The sequence below is a fragment of the Novosphingobium sp. JCM 18896 genome (assembly GCF_025938095.1).
Taxonomy (GTDB): Bacteria; Pseudomonadota; Alphaproteobacteria; order Sphingomonadales; family Sphingomonadaceae; genus Novosphingobium.
Map to the genome: position 1 here is coordinate 32079 of NZ_JAPCZF010000009.1, position 16108 is coordinate 48186.

Annotated in this window: 17 protein-coding genes; 11 read left to right on the forward strand and 6 right to left on the reverse strand. The window is 65.3% G+C overall.

Going from position 1 to position 16108, the window contains the following annotated elements; translation table 11 throughout:
- Positions 1 to 4 precede the first annotated feature (4 nt).
- The 11 genes from OLX23_RS22595 to OLX23_RS22645 all read left to right on the forward strand — a co-directional run bounded on the left by OLX23_RS22595 (position 5) and on the right by OLX23_RS22645 (position 9697).
- Entirely contained in the window at positions 5 to 1888 is a 1884-nt protein-coding gene (locus OLX23_RS22595) for a 2Fe-2S iron-sulfur cluster-binding protein (RefSeq protein WP_264447508.1), read from the forward strand.
- A complete protein-coding gene (locus tag OLX23_RS22600) occupies positions 1888 to 2616 on the forward strand; it encodes a hypothetical protein (RefSeq protein ID WP_264447509.1) in 729 nt (242 codons plus the stop codon). The genes OLX23_RS22595 and OLX23_RS22600 overlap by 1 nt, the downstream gene beginning before the upstream one ends.
- Positions 2613 to 3332, forward strand: coding sequence for a cytochrome c3 family protein (locus OLX23_RS22605; protein WP_264447510.1), 720 nt, complete (start codon positions 2613 to 2615; stop codon positions 3330 to 3332). Before OLX23_RS22600 ends, OLX23_RS22605 begins: the two co-directional genes overlap by 4 nt.
- The gene (locus tag OLX23_RS22610; protein ID WP_264447512.1) at positions 3319 to 3759 is read left to right on the forward strand and encodes a DUF1622 domain-containing protein; all 441 of its coding nucleotides are present in this window, start codon (positions 3319 to 3321) and stop codon (positions 3757 to 3759) included. Before OLX23_RS22605 ends, OLX23_RS22610 begins: the two co-directional genes overlap by 14 nt.
- Positions 3756 to 4196: a four-helix bundle copper-binding protein gene (locus OLX23_RS22615; RefSeq protein ID WP_264447513.1), complete on the forward strand. Its 441-nt coding sequence runs from the start codon at positions 3756 to 3758 to the stop codon at positions 4194 to 4196. The genes OLX23_RS22610 and OLX23_RS22615 overlap by 4 nt, the downstream gene beginning before the upstream one ends.
- Before the next feature lie 135 nt (positions 4197 to 4331).
- Positions 4332 to 4622 carry a hypothetical protein gene (locus OLX23_RS22620; RefSeq protein ID WP_264447514.1) on the forward strand — a complete coding sequence of 97 codons (291 nt, stop codon included), beginning with the start codon at positions 4332 to 4334 and terminating at the stop codon, positions 4620 to 4622.
- Positions 4623 to 4954: 332 nt separating this feature from the next.
- Positions 4955 to 5323, forward strand: a complete 369-nt coding sequence (locus OLX23_RS22625) for a hypothetical protein (RefSeq protein ID WP_264447516.1) — start codon at positions 4955 to 4957, stop codon at positions 5321 to 5323.
- A gap of 162 nt (positions 5324 to 5485) precedes the next feature.
- Positions 5486 to 7006, forward strand: a complete 1521-nt coding sequence (locus OLX23_RS22630; protein ID WP_264447517.1) for an aldehyde dehydrogenase family protein — start codon at positions 5486 to 5488, stop codon at positions 7004 to 7006.
- Between the two features lie 27 nt (positions 7007 to 7033).
- Complete coding sequence (gene adhP, locus OLX23_RS22635) at positions 7034 to 8059, forward strand: alcohol dehydrogenase AdhP (protein ID WP_264447518.1); 1026 nt, start codon at positions 7034 to 7036, stop codon at positions 8057 to 8059.
- 85 nt (positions 8060 to 8144) lie between these two features.
- Positions 8145 to 9131, forward strand: a complete 987-nt coding sequence (gene gnd, locus OLX23_RS22640) for a phosphogluconate dehydrogenase (NAD(+)-dependent, decarboxylating) (RefSeq protein ID WP_264447519.1) — start codon at positions 8145 to 8147, stop codon at positions 9129 to 9131.
- Positions 9132 to 9259: 128 nt separating this feature from the next.
- Positions 9260 to 9697 carry a DUF411 domain-containing protein gene (locus OLX23_RS22645; protein WP_264447520.1) on the forward strand — a complete coding sequence of 146 codons (438 nt, stop codon included), beginning with the start codon at positions 9260 to 9262 and terminating at the stop codon, positions 9695 to 9697.
- Positions 9698 to 9737: 40 nt separating this feature from the next.
- Here OLX23_RS22645 and OLX23_RS22650 read toward each other — a convergent pair whose 3' ends face one another.
- From OLX23_RS22650 to OLX23_RS22675, 6 genes are all read right to left on the reverse strand, one after another.
- Complete coding sequence (locus OLX23_RS22650; protein WP_264447522.1) at positions 9738 to 10136, reverse strand: response regulator; 399 nt, start codon at positions 10134 to 10136, stop codon at positions 9738 to 9740.
- A gap of 85 nt (positions 10137 to 10221) precedes the next feature.
- Positions 10222 to 10845, reverse strand: coding sequence for a response regulator transcription factor (locus OLX23_RS22655; protein ID WP_264447524.1), 624 nt, complete (start codon positions 10843 to 10845; stop codon positions 10222 to 10224).
- Positions 10835 to 12370, reverse strand: a complete 1536-nt coding sequence (locus OLX23_RS22660) for a PAS domain S-box protein (RefSeq protein WP_264447525.1) — start codon at positions 12368 to 12370, stop codon at positions 10835 to 10837. Before OLX23_RS22660 ends, OLX23_RS22655 begins: the two co-directional genes overlap by 11 nt.
- Positions 12371 to 12377: 7 nt before the next feature.
- Positions 12378 to 12851, reverse strand: coding sequence for a DUF305 domain-containing protein (locus tag OLX23_RS22665; protein ID WP_264447526.1), 474 nt, complete (start codon positions 12849 to 12851; stop codon positions 12378 to 12380).
- Positions 12852 to 12939: 88 nt separating this feature from the next.
- Positions 12940 to 14142: a copper resistance protein B gene (locus OLX23_RS22670; RefSeq protein ID WP_264447528.1), complete on the reverse strand. Its 1203-nt coding sequence runs from the start codon at positions 14140 to 14142 to the stop codon at positions 12940 to 12942.
- The gene (locus OLX23_RS22675; RefSeq protein WP_264447529.1) at positions 14142 to 16091 is read right to left on the reverse strand and encodes a copper resistance system multicopper oxidase; all 1950 of its coding nucleotides are present in this window, start codon (positions 16089 to 16091) and stop codon (positions 14142 to 14144) included. The genes OLX23_RS22670 and OLX23_RS22675 overlap by 1 nt, the downstream gene beginning before the upstream one ends.
- Positions 16092 to 16108: the final 17 nt, after the last annotated feature.

Below are 16108 nucleotides of genomic sequence, written 5' to 3' on the forward strand. Positions count from 1 at the left end.
CGGGATGCTGAATACGGTCGGCCTGCGTCGCCTGGGTCTTTGCGCGGCGCTCGCGCTGGGACTTTCCACCATCGCGAGCGCTCAGGAAGGCGAAGACCATGCCGCGCATCACGGCGGCGCGGCGGTGCCCATGGTCGGCGGAGACTCCATGGCGCCGCCGGCTGCCGCTAGCGGGTCCGGCATGGACGCGATGATGGGGGAGATGATGGGGGAAGCAGGCGAGCATGGCCGGAGGACGGGGCCCTTCATGTCCCAGCTGCTCGTCCCTGCGCTCGGCGCGGACGATCGCAGCCGGATCGCCCGGCAGGCGCGCGAACGCGTCGAGCAGGGGCTTGCCTTGATCGGCGAGGCGTCCGCCGCCGCCCGCTCGGCCGATCCCGGAACGCGGGCCAAGGCGGCCTGGCGGATGCGCGAGGGCGCCGACCTGTTCCGCAGCGGCTCCGCCGCGCTTGAAGCGGTAGACGGCGAGCGGCCTCCCGAGCACACCGCCGTCTCGTGGTTCCGCGAGCAGATGGGCCTCGGCCCACTGCCGCACGAATTGCCGGCGCGGTGGCTGGGCGTCTCACCGTCGCACTTCATGCTGATGTTCGTGCTGGCGCTGGTCAGCGCGACGCTGCTCGCGCTTCAGCTCGCGCGGCTGCGCCGCATCCGGAAGATCGTCGGCGCAGCCGCGCCAGCGCAGCCGCACGGAGCCGCGTCGGCCGTTCCGGCCCCCGTCTCGCCCAGGGTTGCGCCGGCTTCCGCGACCAGCCTCGACGCCCTCACTCCCAGCAATTCTGCGCCGGCGGCGGGCGCGTCGCTGCGCAAGCCGAAAAGCTGGTCCGGCCAGCTGCGCGTCGTCCAGATCGTGCGCGAGACGCCGACCGTGCAGACCTTCCGCCTCGCTGATCCGGCCGCCGACCGGCTGCCCTTCGATTTCCTCCCCGGCCAGTTCCTGCAGGTCGAGGTCGAACCGGAAGGCGGCAGGGCGGCGCGCCGATCCTACACGATCGCCTCGTCGCCGACCCAACGCGCCCATGTCGAGCTGACCGTCAAGCGCGAGGAGCAGGGTGTCGTCTCGCGCCATCTACACGACCATGTGTCCGTCGGCGATCATCTGAAAATCACCGGCCCGTTCGGCGCCTTCACCTTCACCGGCACCGACGCCGAGAGCATCGTCCTCATCGCCGGCGGCGTCGGGATCACGCCGATGATGTCGGTGCTGCGCTACCTCACCGACACCGCCTGGCCCGGCGAGATATTCTTCCTCTACGGCGCGCGCTCGACCGAGGAGTTCGTTTTCCGCGATGAGCTAGAACGGCTCGAACGCCGCTTCGCCAACCTCCATGTCCTGGCGGCGATGCAGCGTGCGCCCGGGACCGTGTGGCTCGGCCCCGAAGGTCCGATCACGCGCCAGATGCTGGTCGAGGCGGTTCCCGACATCGCGCGCCGCCGCATCCACCTGTGCGGCCCGCCGGGCATGATGGCGGCGATGCGCAAGGAACTGGCCGAACTCGGCGTACCCGAAGTCCAGCTCCACACCGAAGCCTTCGGCCCCGCCTCGCTGCCGGCCGAGCCCGAGACGCTTGAAGTCAAGGCCCCGACAGCGCCGTTTGAAGGCACTCCCGCGGCGGCGGCGGTCGCGGCGACCACGATCACTTTCTCGGTCGCCGGCGTTTCCGCCGCGCTGCCTGCCGACCAGACCGTTCTGGAGGCCGCCGAAGGGGCCGGTGTTGAAATCCCCTATGCCTGCCGCTCGGGCGAGTGCGGGGTCTGCGTGACCCGGCTGATCTCGGGCGAGGTCACGATGGAGGTCGAGACCGGGCTTGCGCCCGAGGACAAGACCAAGGGCTATGTCCTTGCCTGCCAGGCGAAGAGCACGGGACAGCCGCTGGTGGTGGAAGCCTGATGCGCGAGCGCGGCGACCTGCTCGTCGGCCTGCTGGTCGGCTTCCTCCTGCTCTTCCCGCTGGGCTATGTGCTGCACGTCGCGCCGCGCTTCCCCGGCAGCCTCGCCGGCGGCGTCATCGGTATCGCGGCCGCGCTGCTCATGCTCCTGACGCTTCCCTATGTCGCGGCAAAGCACTGGAAATGGGCCGAGCGTCTGCTGACCCGGTTCGTCAGCAAGCCCACGCTGCTGGCCGTGCATGTCTATGCCGGTGTCCTCGCCCCCATTCTCGGGCTGGTGCACGCCGCGCACACATTCGCCAGCCCGGTCGGCGTGCTGCTGACGGGGCTACTGCTGCTGACCGTCCTTACCGGCTTCGTCGGCCGCTATCTGCTGGCGCAGGCGGCCAAGGCGCTGCGCGGGCGCCGCTCGGAACTGGCCTCGCTCCAGTCGGCCTTCCTCCAGCTGCCCGCCCCCGCCGCCGCGCAGCCCCTGCCCGCCGCGCCGCTCTCGCGCTGGAAGCGTCTCTTCTTCGTCTCCGCAGAGCCGCCCGTGCCTTCCGTGCCCGAGGAGGCCGAGGACATCGCAGCCGCGCTGGCCGATACCGAATTCGCCATCCGCGCCGAAGAGGCGACGAACCGGCTCTTCCAGCGCTGGCGGTGGCTGCACATCCTCGTGGGAAGCCTCGTCTATGGCCTGCTGTTGCTCCACATCGGCGCCGCGATCTACTTCGGGCTGCGCTGGCTATGACCCGTGCCAAGCTGCTCTACTGGCTCTTCCTCGCCGCTTCGATCACGCTGCTGGTAGTCGCGGTCGCAACGCGCTCAAGCGCGCCGGCGGGCGCCGGGCCGATCGCGCGGCTGGTCATGCCGGGGCCGCTGTCGGCCGCGCACCAGCCCTTCGGCGCGCAGTGCAGGAGCTGCCACTCGCCGCTCAAGGGCGTCGAGGACAAGAGCTGCGTTTCGTGCCACGCCGGCACGGACTTCGGGACCAAGCAATCAACGCAGTTCCATGCGCAGGCGAAGAAATGCACCTCCTGCCATGTCGAGCATGAGGGCGATCGCGGCATCGTCCGCATGAACCACAAGGCGCTGCTCGATCCGAAGGTCTGGCGCCCGGGTGCGATGTCGATGCTTCCCAGACCGCTCCCCATGGCGCCCGAGGCGGCGCTCGACTGCGCGAGTTGCCATTCGATCCGCGACCCGCACCTGGGCCTGTTCGGCAAGGACTGCGCCAGCTGCCACACGACCGCGAGCTGGCGGATCTCCGACTACCGCCATCCCTCGGTCAACTCGACCCAATGCTCCGAGTGCCACAAGGCGCCGCCCAGCCATTTCATGGAGCATTTCAGCATGGTGTCGCAGCGCGCCGCCGGCTCGAAGGCTCGTGTCGATCAGTGCTTCGCCTGTCATACCACCGACAGCTTCAACAACATCCGCAAGCGGGGCTGGTATGATCACCACTGACGCCGACTGGCTCAGTGCCTTCTTCCGGCTGGCCGTAATCGGGCTCGAGCTTGCGGGCACGCTGACGATCCTCGTCGGCGCCGCGCTTGCGACCTGGCTCTTCGCCAAAGGCGCGCGAGGCGGCGACGGCACCGAGGCGTACAGCGCCTTTCGGTCCGCGCTCGGCCGGAGCATCCTGCTGGGCCTCGAATTCCTGGTGGCCGGCGACATCGTCAAGTCGCTGGTGATCAACCCGACGCTGGAGGACCTGATCGTGCTCGCAGGGCTGGTGCTGGTCCGCACCTTCCTCAGCATTTCGCTCGGCGTCGAGATCAACGGCCACTGGCCCTGGGAGGAGACCCGCATGGCCAGGGACAAGGCGCGCATGGCGCCGGATGGCCCGGGCCCGAAGGATGTCGTGACGGCGAGGCAGACAGGAGAGCCATGATGATCGAGAGACGGGAATTGCTGATCGCGGGCGCAGGCCTGGCAGTGGGCGCGGCGGCTCCGGCCGTGGCGCAGCATCATGCGATGGAGGGCATAGCGATGCCGATGTCGATGACCGAATGCATCGATGATTGCATCGCCTCGCACCGCATGTGCCTGGAGACGGCCGCCTATGCGAGCAAGCGCGGCGGCGCGCTGGCAAGCGCCTCGCTCCTCGCGCTGCTCACTGATTGCGCGGAGCTGTGCCAGGCGACCGCAAACTCGATGCTGCGCGAATCCCCGCTGCACAAAATTCTGTGCGGCGCCTGCGCCGAGGCGTGCGAACGATGCGCGCAGGAGTGCCTGCGTCATGCCGGTGACTCGCGGATGGCCCGCTGCGCCACCACCTGCAGGGAATGTTCCGCGAGCTGCCGGGACATGGCGGCGATGGCCGGTTAGATCCCGGCCAGCTTCGCAAATTACGTATACTGATGCGCTATGCGCCTCACCATCTTTCCAGCAAGCTCGGTAGCACGAGCGACAGGTCGACCGGGCAACCGGTCGGAACTCACGAACAGACTGAAGGATAGCATAGTGCGAAAGAAGACGATCATCATAACAGCCGCCGCCGCTCTCGGCGTTCTCGCCGTTGCCGCCGGACCGGTGCTGGCGGACGAGATGCCTCCGGGCATGCCCGACATCGTGGCGGCTCCGAAGGGCAAGGCGGTGTCGCCTAAGGCCGAAGCGGCCCATCATAAGCAGGGCATGCCGCACGGCGGCGAGCAGATGCACGCGCAGATGATGCCCGAGCACAGGATGGCCATGCACGGCGCCTCGGGATCGGACAACGCTTCGATGTCGCGCATGTCGCGGGGCGGCTGCTGACAGGCGACCACGCCCGGTTCAGCGATGCTTCCGCTAATAACGGCAAAGATATTGGCCCACCGCGCACGCCACGGTGGGCCACTTTCTTTGGAAGGATACTACAAAAGGCTTTCGAACGTCACATAAACCGGCGAGTAGACAACATCGCCGGACAGGATCGCAAATAGTCTTGACCCTGGACTATGGTCCAACCTGCATAATCGCTGCAATGCCTCATCGGCCAGCCCGTGGATTCGTAACTTACGTATATCGATGACGAGGCTTGGACAGCATTGAAGTGTCGACGATGCCGGACGCGACGAATGCGACGGCGGGCAGTCAGGAGACAAGCCATGGACAAGACGACACTTCTCGCGGCCGCCCTCGGCCTTCTCGCGACCGGAACCCTCGCCGCCGGCACGGCCATGGCCCAGTCGGCCCCCGCGCATCCGGCTACTGCGCACCCCGCGCCGGTGCCCTCGACGGCGCCTGCCCACCAGGACGGCATGGATCATGGCGGTCAGCAGATGCACGATCGGATGATGAGCGACCACCAGGCCGGGATGAACAAGCCCCCGAAGCAGGGACATGCATCGGGCACGCCCAAGCCGGCCGCGCCCAAGGCGCCAGCCATGTCCGACAAGCCCAAGGACGATTGCTGCATGGGCGGCATGCCGATGCCCAAGGACAAGCCGGCCGACAAGCCCATGGGCCATATGTGAGATTTCCAGCCCCATAACAGACCACCCCAGGGGCTGGGGGCCCGCCGCTCCCCGCCGGCGGGCCAGTTCTTCGGCGAACCGGGCATCGGCATCCCACGGCATCGATCGCGGCCGGCCAAACTCGGGCGCCCATGAGCCGGGGACAACAGAAGGAGCGGGATCATGTTCGAACAGGCTATCGGGACCATCAACGCCGCGCCGATCTTCCGGCATCGCTACGACAACTTCATCGGCGGCCGCTGGAGCCCACCTTCCACCGGCGAATACTTCGCCGACACCAGTCCGATCAACGGCGCTCCGATCGCCGAGTTCGCCCAATCGACCCACGAAGATGTCGAACGCGCGCTCGATGTGGCCCACGCCGCCAGGGACCAGTGGGCGAGGCTTTCACCGGCCGAGCGAGCAAAGCTGCTCAACCGGATCGCCGACCGTCTGGAAGACAATCTGGAACTGCTGGCACTGGCCGAGACGATCGACAACGGCAAGCCGATCCGCGAGACGCGCGCAGCCGACGTGCCGCTCGCCATCGACCATTTCCGCTATTTCGCCGGCTGCATCCGCGCAGAGGAAGGCGCGATCTCGACGATCGACGCCGACACCATCGCTTATCATTTCCGCGAGCCGCTCGGCGTCGTCGGCCAGATCATTCCGTGGAACTTCCCACTGCTGATGGCCGCCTGGAAGATCGCCCCGGCACTGGCCGCCGGCAACTGCACCGTCATCAAGCCCGCCTCGCAGACGCCGCTGACGCTTCTGATGTTCGCCGAGCTGACCGCCGACATCCTGCCGCCCGGCGTGCTCAATGTCGTGACCGGACCGGGGCGCACCGTCGGACAGGCGATCGCCGCCAATCCGCGCATCGCCAAGGTCTCCTTCACCGGCGAAACCACCACCGGCAAGCATATCATGCACGCCGCCGCCGATCACCTTATCCCGCAGACGATGGAGCTGGGCGGCAAGTCGCCAAACATCTTCATGGCTGATGTCATGGACGCGGAAGACGCATTCCTCGACAAGGCGCTCGAGGGGTTCACGCTCTTCGCCTTCAACAAGGGCGAGGTCTGCACCTGCCCCTCACGCGCGCTGGTCCATGAATCGATCTTCGACCGCTTCATCGAGCGCGCCGTGGCGCGCGTCGCGACGATCCGCCAGGGCGACCCGCTTGACCCCTCGACCCAGGTCGGCGCCCAGGCGTCCGAAGACCAGCTCCGCAAGATCCTGAACTATATCGAGATCGGAAAGAGCGAGGGAGCGCAATGCCTGACCGGCGGCGCGCGAGCGCTGCCGGGAGGCGAGCTAGACAAGGGTTTCTTCGTCCAACCGACCGTGTTCGTGGGCCAGAATCACATGCGGATCTTCCAGGAGGAGATCTTTGGACCGGTCCTCTCGGTGACGACCTTCAAGACGGTCGAAGAGGCGATCGGGATCGCCAACGACACCGCCTATGGCCTTGGTGCGGGCGTCTGGACGCGCAACGGCAACACCGCCTACCGCCTCGGCCGCGCCATCCAGGCCGGCCGGGTCTGGACCAACTGCTACCACCAGTATCCCGCCCACGCCGCCTTCGGCGGCTACAAGGCGTCGGGCTTTGGCCGCGAAAACCACAAGGCGATGCTCGACCACTACCAGCAGACCAAGAACCTGCTCGTCTCATACGACGAGCACGCGCTCGGCCTGTTCTGACGTCCTCGCTCAAAGGGAGAAACAGACATGGCAGGAACCATGAAGGCGGCCGTCGTCCGCGCATTCGGCAAGCCGCTGATCATTGAGGAGGCACCGATCCCAACGGTCGGACCGGGCCAGATCCTCGTGAAGATCGCCGCGACCGGCGTGTGCCACACCGATCTGCACGCGGCCGAGGGCGACTGGCCGGTCAAGCCCAACCCGCCCTTCATTCCCGGCCATGAAGGCGTCGGCCATGTCGCCGCGGTCGGATCGGGCGTCACCCACGTCAAGGAAGGCGACCGCGTCGGCGTTCCCTGGCTCTATACCGCCTGCGGCCAATGTGTGCATTGCCTGGGCGGCTGGGAGACGCTGTGCGAGAGCCAGCAGAACACCGGCTATTCGGTCAACGGCAGTTTCGCCGAATATGTCCTCGCCGATCCGAACTATGTCGGCCACCTCCCCGACAATGTGGATTTCCTCGACATCGCGCCGGTCCTCTGCGCGGGCGTCACGGTCTATAAGGGGCTGAAAGCCACCGAAGCGAGGCCCGGCGAGTGGGTGGTGGTCTCCGGGATCGGCGGTCTCGGGCACATGGCGGTGCAATATGCTCGCGCCATGGGTCTCAACGTGGCGGCGGTCGACATCGACGACCGCAAGCTCGATCTCGCGACCCGTCTTGGCGCGGCATTGACGATCAATGCCCGCGATCAGGATCCGTCAGCTGCCGTCAGGAAGGCGATCGGCGGGGCGCAGGGCGTCCTCGTCACGGCGGTCTCCCCCAAAGCCTTTCAGCAGGCACTGGGAATGGTCCGGCGCGGCGGCACGGTCGCACTCAACGGCCTCCCGCCGGGGGATTTTCCGCTTTCGATTTTCGACACCGTGCTCAACGGGATCACCGTGCGCGGGTCGATCGTCGGCACGCGCCTAGACCTCCTCGAGGCGCTCGCTTTCGCCGGTGAGGGCAAGGTGCACGCGACCGTCCACACCGAGAAGCTCGAGAACATCAACGACGTCTTTGCGCGCATGCACCGCGGCGACATCGAGGGACGGATCGTCCTCGACCTCGCCTGACCTCGGAAGAAAGACAAACCGAACCCATGCCTCCCTTTCAGGCCCGTCGCGGCACCGGCGAAATTGCGGAAACGGAGAATAGGCTATGCAACTTGCCATAATCGGTCTGGGACGGATGGGTGCCAATATTGCGCGCCGATTGATGCGCGGTGGTCATCAAATCATCGCATTCGACCATAACCAGAGGGCGATCGATAGTCTCGCCCAGGAGGGCGCAACCACTGCGATCTCGCTGCAAGACGCAGCCACCAAGCTTTCTCGGCCGCGCATTTTCTGGATAATGCTCCCGGCAGGCGCACCAACCGAAAGCACGATCGACGCGCTGCTCGATCTCGCCAGTCCAGGCGATATCCTGATCGACGGCGGCAACAGCTTCTACAAGGACGACATCCGGCGCGCGAAGATTTGCTCCGCGAAGGGAATACTGTACGTCGATGTCGGCACTTCGGGTGGCATCTGGGGCCTGGAGCGAGGCTTCTGCATGACAATCGGCGGCGAAAAGGCATCGGTCGACCATCTCGATCCCATCTTGGAAACACTCGCGCCCGGGCTCGGCACGATCCCGCGCACGCCCGGCCGAATCGACAACGGAAGCGAGGATTCGCGTGCCGAGAAGGGCTATGTCCATGCTGGTCCGCCCGGGTCTGGCCACTTCGTCAAGATGGTGCACAACGGCATCGAATATGGACTGATGCAGGCTTATGCCGAAGGCTTCGACGTGCTCAAGGGCAGATCCTCCGACAAGCTCGCGAAAGACGAGCGCTTCAACCTCAACCTCACCGACATTGCCGAAGTCTGGCGGCGCGGCAGCGTCATCTCGTCGTGGTTGCTCGACCTGTCAGCAGCGGCCTTGGCGGCGAATCATACGCTTGACACGTACAGCGGCCGCGTCGCCGATTCGGGCGAGGGCCACTGGACGATCGAGGCTGCGATGGAGGAATGCGTAGCTGTTCACGTCTTGTCGGCGGCACTGTTTACGCGCTTCCGCAGCCGCGTCGAGGGCACGTTCGGCGACAAACTGCTGTCAGCGATGCGTTTCGGTTTCGGCGGCCATGTTGAAATTCCGCAATGATCGGGGGGCGCCGTGCTTCCACGATCAAAAATGACCAGAAAGGGTTTAGTATTGAGCAAGACTGATTTTCCAAAGGATTTTAAGGAATGTGGCGCCGGTGGTTCCGCGGCGAATGAAGGAGCACACGCATGAAAATCAGCCTGTCCGCAGCCCTCCTGTTCCTTGCCGTGCCCGGCGCGGCGCTCGCGGCCGGCGATGCGCTCGTCCACCGGGATCCGGGCTGCGGCTGCTGCGAGAAATGGGCGCAGATGATCCGGGATAGGCTCGGCCGGAAGGTTGTCATGCGTGAAGATCCCTCCCGGACCACCTTCCAGCGCCGTAACGGCGTACCCCCCCGGCTGTCCTCCTGCCACACGGCTGTCATCGACGGCATGATCTTCGAAGGCCATGTGCCTATCGCCGACATTCAGCGCGTTCTGCGGACGCGCCCCGCGGGTGTTAAAGGCCTGGCGGTCGCAGGCATGCCACTGGGCTCGGACGGCATGGAAGTGCCGGGAGCACAGCAGCAGCGTTACGACGTCGTTGCGTTCGGCTCAGGCGGTGTGAAGATATTCACCCGACATTGAGGCGGTGCGGCAAATGATCCGCAAGTAGGCGTTGCGCTTCTCATTGGAGACCCGATCGCGCGTGACGGCCAACCGCATCGAGCACCGCCCGGCCGATCAGCGGCTTGGGAATGACGTGATCGAATCCGGCTTCGTGCGCTCGCCGTACAAGGCAATTGTCGTGAAAGCCCGAAATCATAATCGCGGTGCCGTTCCAGCCTTGCGCGCGCAACTGCTCCAGCATCGCAAAACCGTCTATGTCGGGCATGCGATAGTCCAGGATCACACAATGCGCATCGAGCGCCTCAGGGTCCGCCAGGAGGGCTCGTCCCGTCGTATAGCCGCACACCTGATACCCGTGCGACCGCAGCAACAGGTGAAGCGCGCGTCGCACGGCCGGATCGTCGTCGGACAGGAGGACCCTGTACTTGCGGTTTGAAGGGGAACGACGAGACGACATGAGGCGAGGCACAATACCGCAAGGGAGAAATTTGCTTCCCAAATGCCCATTTTTGGTCGGGTTCGTCGCTACGTAAACATCGCAGTCACTTCGATTTGCGGCCCATGCCGGCGGCGAATGCGATCCTCAGGGCCTCGGACAGGTTGCGAACATCGAGCTTGGCCATGAGGCTGGCCCGATGGACCTCGACCGTTCGCGACGAGCATCCCAGATCGTAGGCGATCGTCTTGTTGGGATGGCCGTGCGCCAGTCCCTCGAGGACTTCCTGTTCCCTGGGGGTCAGGCCGGAGATGCGGACCTGCGCTTCGGAGGCTTCGATGGAGCGGACGTCGGCATCGTCGATTCGCGCGAACGCTCGCGTGACGGCCTGGAGCAAAGCCGCCTTCTCGAAAGGCTTTTCCAGAAAATCGATCGCGCCGGCTTTCATCGCCTGCACCGCAACCGAGATATCACCATGTCCCGTCAGGACGATGACCGGCATGTTGACGCCGCGTTCGGCCATCGCCGCCTGCACCTCGAGACCATCCATGTCCGGCATCCGGACATCGAGGATGACGCAGCCGGTCTCGGCCGACCTTGCCGACTTCAGAAACTCAACGCCCGATGCGTAGGTGACGACCTCATAGCCAGAGGTCTTCAGCGCGAAGCCGGCAGCCTTGCGGATGGCCTCTTCATCGTCGACCAGATGTATGGTTCTTCTATCCTCCATCGTCTCCCTCCGCCCGCGCGTGGATTAGTGTGAAATGAAAGCGCGTGCCGCCGCCATCGGGATGCTCTACCCAGATGCGGCCGCCGTGCGCTTCGATGATGGTCCGGCAGATCGAGAGCCCGAGGCCCATCCCGCCAGCCTTGGTCGATGTGAAGGCCTTAAACAGTTGCTCGTGGATCTCCTCAGCGATGCCGGGGCCGCTATCTTCGATCGTCACCTCGATCAGGCCATCATGCCGCAGAGTCGATGCCACCTTGAGGTCGCGGATCGGTGAGTCCGCCATGGCCTCGATGGCGTTGCGCATCAGATTAACGAGTACCTGCTGGACCTGGACCCGATCGACGAGAACCGGTGTCGCGGCGGGATCGACGGCGAAGAAGCTGCGCACGCCGCGCTCGCGCGCGCCGACCAGCGCCAGTTGGCAGGCCTCAGCGATGACTTGGGGAAGATCATGAAGGTTTTTGTCAACCTCGCCGCGCGCGACGAAGTCGCGTAGCCGCCGCACGATGTGCCCGGCCCGAAGTGTCTCTTGCGCGGCATCGTCCATCACCGAGCGCAGGGAAGCGAACGGCTCGCCGTCCTGCTCGTCCAGCATGTCACGGATCGTTTCCAGATACAGCGCGACGGCAGCGAGCGGCTGGTTGAGCTCGTGCGCGAGGGTCGAAGCCATCGTCCCCATCGCGCTCAGCCGCGAGACATGGACCAGCTCGGCTTGCAGCTCCTTGAGCTTCAGTTCGTCCTGTTCCTTCGCGGTTAGGTCGCGGATAAAGCCGGTGAACACGCGCTGGCCGTCTTCTCCGGCCTCGCCGACCGACAACTCCATCGGGAAGGTCGAGCCGTCGCGGCGCTGGCCGACCACCACTCGGCCCACGCCGATGATCCGGCGCTCGCCGGTCTTGAGATAGTGTGCGATATATTCGTCATGACGGCCGCGATCGGGCTGCGGCATCAAGCAGGACACATTGCGCCCGATGAGCTCAGCTTCCGCATAGCCGAACAGGCGCTCGGCGGCAGCGCTGAACGAGGTGATCGTCCCGACCTCGTCGATGATGATCATCGCATCCGGCACGGTCGCCAGGATGGACTGCAGATGCTGCTCGCGCGTCTCGATCGATGCACGGACCGCCGCCTCGTCGGTGACGTCGCGCGTGATGCAGCCGAACCCTAGATGAACCTCGCCGTCGAACAACGCGGTGATCGTCAGGCGCGCCAGATATTCCGAACCGTTCTCACAAACCCTCCAGGCTTCGCGCTCGAAGGTTCCTTCGTCCAGCGCTGCCGCCAGATCGGCTTGCGGCCGGCCCGCCGTGACCTCGTCGGGCGGGTAGAACATGTCGTGGGGATTTCCCATGACATGTTCGATCGGCCAGCACTCGATCCGCTCACCTTCCTCGTTATAGCTGAGCACCCGTCCCGAGACGTCGAGCAGCGAGAGGATGTAACCGCCGGCCTGGCGCAGGAAGAGCGATGCGAGCCGTTCGGTATGAACCGCACCATCCTGGGAATTGCGATCATTGTCGATCACGGCATTCTCAGCGTCTGGTGAGGATGGCTTTCATCTGATCGATCTCCTGTCGCTGCGACTTTTCGATTGACCGGCAGAGCCCGATCACTTCCGGATCGCGCAGCTTCGCCTCGCGGCACATCAGAATCGCGCCGGAATGATGGGGAATCATCGAGCGCAGGAAGGCCGTGTCGCCGATCGTGGTCTGGGTCCGGATCAGCGCATAGCTGCCGAAGAAAGCGACGAGCGAGGCAGCGATCAGCGCGATGTTGGCCGCTCTCGAGGGAAACATGTGCCGCATCGCGAGGATCATTAGAACCACCATCGGCGCGACCATCATCAGCGTCATGTAAAGCATGTTGAGATTGTTGTAGAAACTGTCCAGCCCGTCGATCATGACGAACATCACGAGGTACATGATGACACCGCTGACGAGGGTCTGGAGCACAAGGCTCCGATAGGCTCCCTTTTGTGCGCCGCGGTGGCCTTGTGCATGGTCCATGGATCGTCTCCTTGATTCGGCCCCCGCCGATTTCATCGAGATTGCTTCGTGCCCAGACACCCCGCCCCACCATCGACCGCTCCCGACCCTAGAACCAGAAGCGGACGCCAACGACGAAGCTCGTGGCATGGACGTCTTCGCCCGCGAGGCGGGAAAGCCGCGCCGTATCTCCGGTCTTGCGCAGATAAGACACGCCGACATAGGGGGCGAACTGGCGGCTGATCTCGTAGCGCAGCCGAGCCCCCAGCTCGATATTGACGAGTCCTGAGCCAATGTCATTTTCTGGCACATCCTGCGCCGAAAGATTGAGTTCGAGGCGTGGTTGCAGGACCAAGCGCTGGGTGATGCGCTGGTCGTAATAGCCTTCCACCCGGCCCAGCAGGTCGCCCTTGTTCGAGAGGAATAGCGCGCCCTCCACCTCGAACATTCCGGGCGCCAGTCCCTCGAAGCCGATGGTCGCATAGGTGCGGTCGGGCCCGCGTCCAAAATCCTGGCGGACACCGGCTTGCAAGTTGAAATAGGGATCTATGGCATGGCTGTAGAGCGCCTGGACTTCCCCGGAATCGATCCCCCGGCCGAACTCGCCTTCGCCCTCGCTCTTGAGCCACAGGCGGTTGATGTCGCCGCCGTAGAAGCCCTCGCCGTCCCAGCGATAGCCGTCGCGCCCGCTGTGCGCCTGATACTCGAATACGTTGAGCATGAGCTGACCGAATTGACCGCCGCCGCTTTCCTTCATCATCGCCTCGCGCGAGCCGGCCATCTCGCCGCCCGGAAAATCGCGATCGGCGTAGTGATCATGCGGGACCGGCGGTGGCGGCGCATCGCCGGCGGGAAGCGCCGTGCCGGTCATCTCCATCGCCGGCATCGGCGCCTCACCATGCTGCGAATGATCCATTCCCGGCATCTCGGGCATCGCCCCGCCCTGGTGCTGCGAAGGGTCCATCGCCGATGGAGGCGTGGCGCCGGATTGGTGCAGGCTATGATCCATGCCGGGCATGGCCGGCATGGGTTCGGCGGACGGTCGCTTCTGATCGCTTGCTGGCGAGCCATGCTGGGAATGATCCATGTCCTGCATGTTGTCGGCAGCCGGCGTGTGCGCGTCTGCAGGCTTTGCCTTAGGGCGGGATCGCACGGGCTGCGAGGCGCGGGGCTTGGTGGGTGCCTTGGCCGGCTTGGTCTGTGCAGCATGCCCCATGCCGGGCATGTCGTGCATCGAATGATCCTGCGCGAACGCAGGCGCGGCGAGTAAGAGCGCGATGGTACTACCGAGCATCGGAAGCGAGCGGATCATTACGCGTCTCCCTTCGGGCGCACACTCACGACGCGCATCATCCCAGCATGCATGTGGTAGAGGAGATGGCAGTGGAATGCCCAGTCGCCGACCGCGTCGGCGGTGAAGTCCCAGGTCACTTTGCCGCCGGGCTGGACGATCACGGTATGCTTACGCGGCGCGTGATCGCCATGCCCGGTCACCAACTCGAAGAAGTGGCCGTGGATGTGGATCGGATGTCCCATCATCGTGTCGTTGATGAGGTTGATACGCACGCGCTCGCCCTCGATAAAGGGGATCGGCTCATGGTGGTCCGACATCTTCTCGCCGTCGAACGACCACATGAACCGCTCCATATTGCCGGTCAGGTGAATATCGATGCTGCGGCTCGGCGCCCGAACGTCGGGGTTGCGCTCGAGCGCCATCAGGTCCCTGTAGACGAGCACCTTGTGGCCGACGTCGGCGAGGCCTTGACCCGGCTCGCCGGTGCGATCGACCGGCATCGGTGAGATGGTCTGGACACCGGGATCGCGCTTGATCTGCGGCGCATTGCCGAAATCGCGCATCTTCATCGAGCCCATGTTCATGGCGCCGCCGCCATGGTCCATGCCCGCCATTTCGGCGCCGCCGCCGCCGGCCGCCATGGCCGAATGGTCCATCCCGGCCATCCCCGAGTGGCCCATGCCTGAATGATCCATACCCGGCGTCGCGCCGCGGGCCATGGTGGAGGACACGGCCGCCGCGCTCGCGGCTCCGGTCGCGAGGCGCGCCGACGCGTTCTGCTCGGCGCTCGGATCGACTCCGCGCGTCGCGCCGCCCGACATGTCCATACCTTCCATTCCGCCCATGGAGGACATGTCCATGCCCATGTCCTTCATATCGGCGAGCGGCCGGGGGCGCAGCAGCGGCACCTCGCCCGCCATGCCGGCACGCGGCGCCAGCGTCGCACGGGCCATCCCCGAGCGATCGATTGCCTCGCCGACGAGCGTGAAAGCTTTGTCCTCGCTGGGCGTGACGATGACGTCGTAAGTCTCGGCGACGCCGATCTGGAACTCGTCAACGGTGACAGGCATCACGTTCTGCCCGTCGGCCTGGACGACGGTCAGCGGCAGGCCCGGGATACGCACGTTGAAAGTGGTCATGGCCGAGGCGTTGATCACCCGCAGCCGCACTCGCTCGCCCGGCGTGAACAATGCGGTCCAATTGTCGGACGGGCCGTGGCCATTGACGAGATAGGTGTAGGTCGAACCCGTCACATCCGAAATGTCGGCCGGATCCATGCGCATCTGACCCCAGTCGAGCCGGTCCTTAAGCGGTTGGTCGCGGCCCGACAGCAGGCCCGACAGCGTCTGCCGCTGGAAGTTGAAGTGTCCCGGATTGACCTTGAGGCGGCGGAAGATCGCCTGCGGCGACAGCGGACTGTGATCGGCGAGCACGACGACATGCTCGCGGTCGTAAGCGACCGGATCCACGCCCGCCGGATCGATGATGATCGGGCCGTAGTGGCCTTCCTGCTCCTGCAGGCCCGAATGACTATGATACCAGTAGGTGCCGCTCTGCTTGACGGGGAACTGGTAGAGGTAGTTCGATCCCGGCTTGATGCCCGGAAACGACACGCCCGGCACACCGTCCATATTGGCCGGCAGGATCAGCCCGTGCCAGTGGATCGAGCTGTCTTCCTCGAGCTTGTTGACGACGTTGAGCCGCACATGCTGACCCTCGCGCAGCCGGATGAGCGGCGCGGGCACGGTGCCGTTGATCCCGATCGCCCGGAACCGGCGGCCGTCGATGGTCATCGACTGGCGCGCAATGGTGAGCGTGATGTCTTCACCCGACACCGTGGGCAGCGTCGGACGCATCCCCGCCGAGATCGTCTGCGCCCAGGCCGGGAACCAGGCGGAAAAGGCAAGGCCGCCGCCGGTGAGGGCCGCGCCTCGCATGAATTGGCGACGGTCGAGAACGGATGTCATGGGCGGGCGTCTCAGCT

Bases quoted from the DNA above. Each gene is read 5' to 3' on its own strand.
- OLX23_RS22595 (WP_264447508.1), top strand. From the start codon at position 5: ATGCTGAATACGGTCGGCCTGCGTCGCCTGGGTCTTTGCGCGGCGCTC.
- OLX23_RS22600 (WP_264447509.1), top strand. From the start codon at position 1,888: ATGCGCGAGCGCGGCGACCTGCTCGTCGGCCTGCTGGTCGGCTTCCTC.
- OLX23_RS22605 (WP_264447510.1), top strand. From the start codon at position 2,613: ATGACCCGTGCCAAGCTGCTCTACTGGCTCTTCCTCGCCGCTTCGATC.
- OLX23_RS22610 (WP_264447512.1), top strand. From the start codon at position 3,319: ATGATCACCACTGACGCCGACTGGCTCAGTGCCTTCTTCCGGCTGGCC.
- OLX23_RS22615 (WP_264447513.1), top strand. From the start codon at position 3,756: ATGATGATCGAGAGACGGGAATTGCTGATCGCGGGCGCAGGCCTGGCA.
- OLX23_RS22625 (WP_264447516.1), top strand. From the start codon at position 4,955: ATGGACAAGACGACACTTCTCGCGGCCGCCCTCGGCCTTCTCGCGACC.
- OLX23_RS22630 (WP_264447517.1), top strand. From the start codon at position 5,486: ATGTTCGAACAGGCTATCGGGACCATCAACGCCGCGCCGATCTTCCGG.
- adhP (WP_264447518.1), top strand. From the start codon at position 7,034: ATGGCAGGAACCATGAAGGCGGCCGTCGTCCGCGCATTCGGCAAGCCG.
- gnd (WP_264447519.1), top strand. From the start codon at position 8,145: ATGCAACTTGCCATAATCGGTCTGGGACGGATGGGTGCCAATATTGCG.
- OLX23_RS22645 (WP_264447520.1), top strand. From the start codon at position 9,260: ATGAAAATCAGCCTGTCCGCAGCCCTCCTGTTCCTTGCCGTGCCCGGC.
- OLX23_RS22650 (WP_264447522.1), bottom strand. From the start codon at position 10,136: ATGTCGTCTCGTCGTTCCCCTTCAAACCGCAAGTACAGGGTCCTCCTG.
- OLX23_RS22655 (WP_264447524.1), bottom strand. From the start codon at position 10,845: ATGGAGGATAGAAGAACCATACATCTGGTCGACGATGAAGAGGCCATC.
- OLX23_RS22665 (WP_264447526.1), bottom strand. From the start codon at position 12,851: ATGGACCATGCACAAGGCCACCGCGGCGCACAAAAGGGAGCCTATCGG.
- OLX23_RS22670 (WP_264447528.1), bottom strand. From the start codon at position 14,142: ATGATCCGCTCGCTTCCGATGCTCGGTAGTACCATCGCGCTCTTACTC.
- OLX23_RS22675 (WP_264447529.1), bottom strand. From the start codon at position 16,091: ATGACATCCGTTCTCGACCGTCGCCAATTCATGCGAGGCGCGGCCCTC.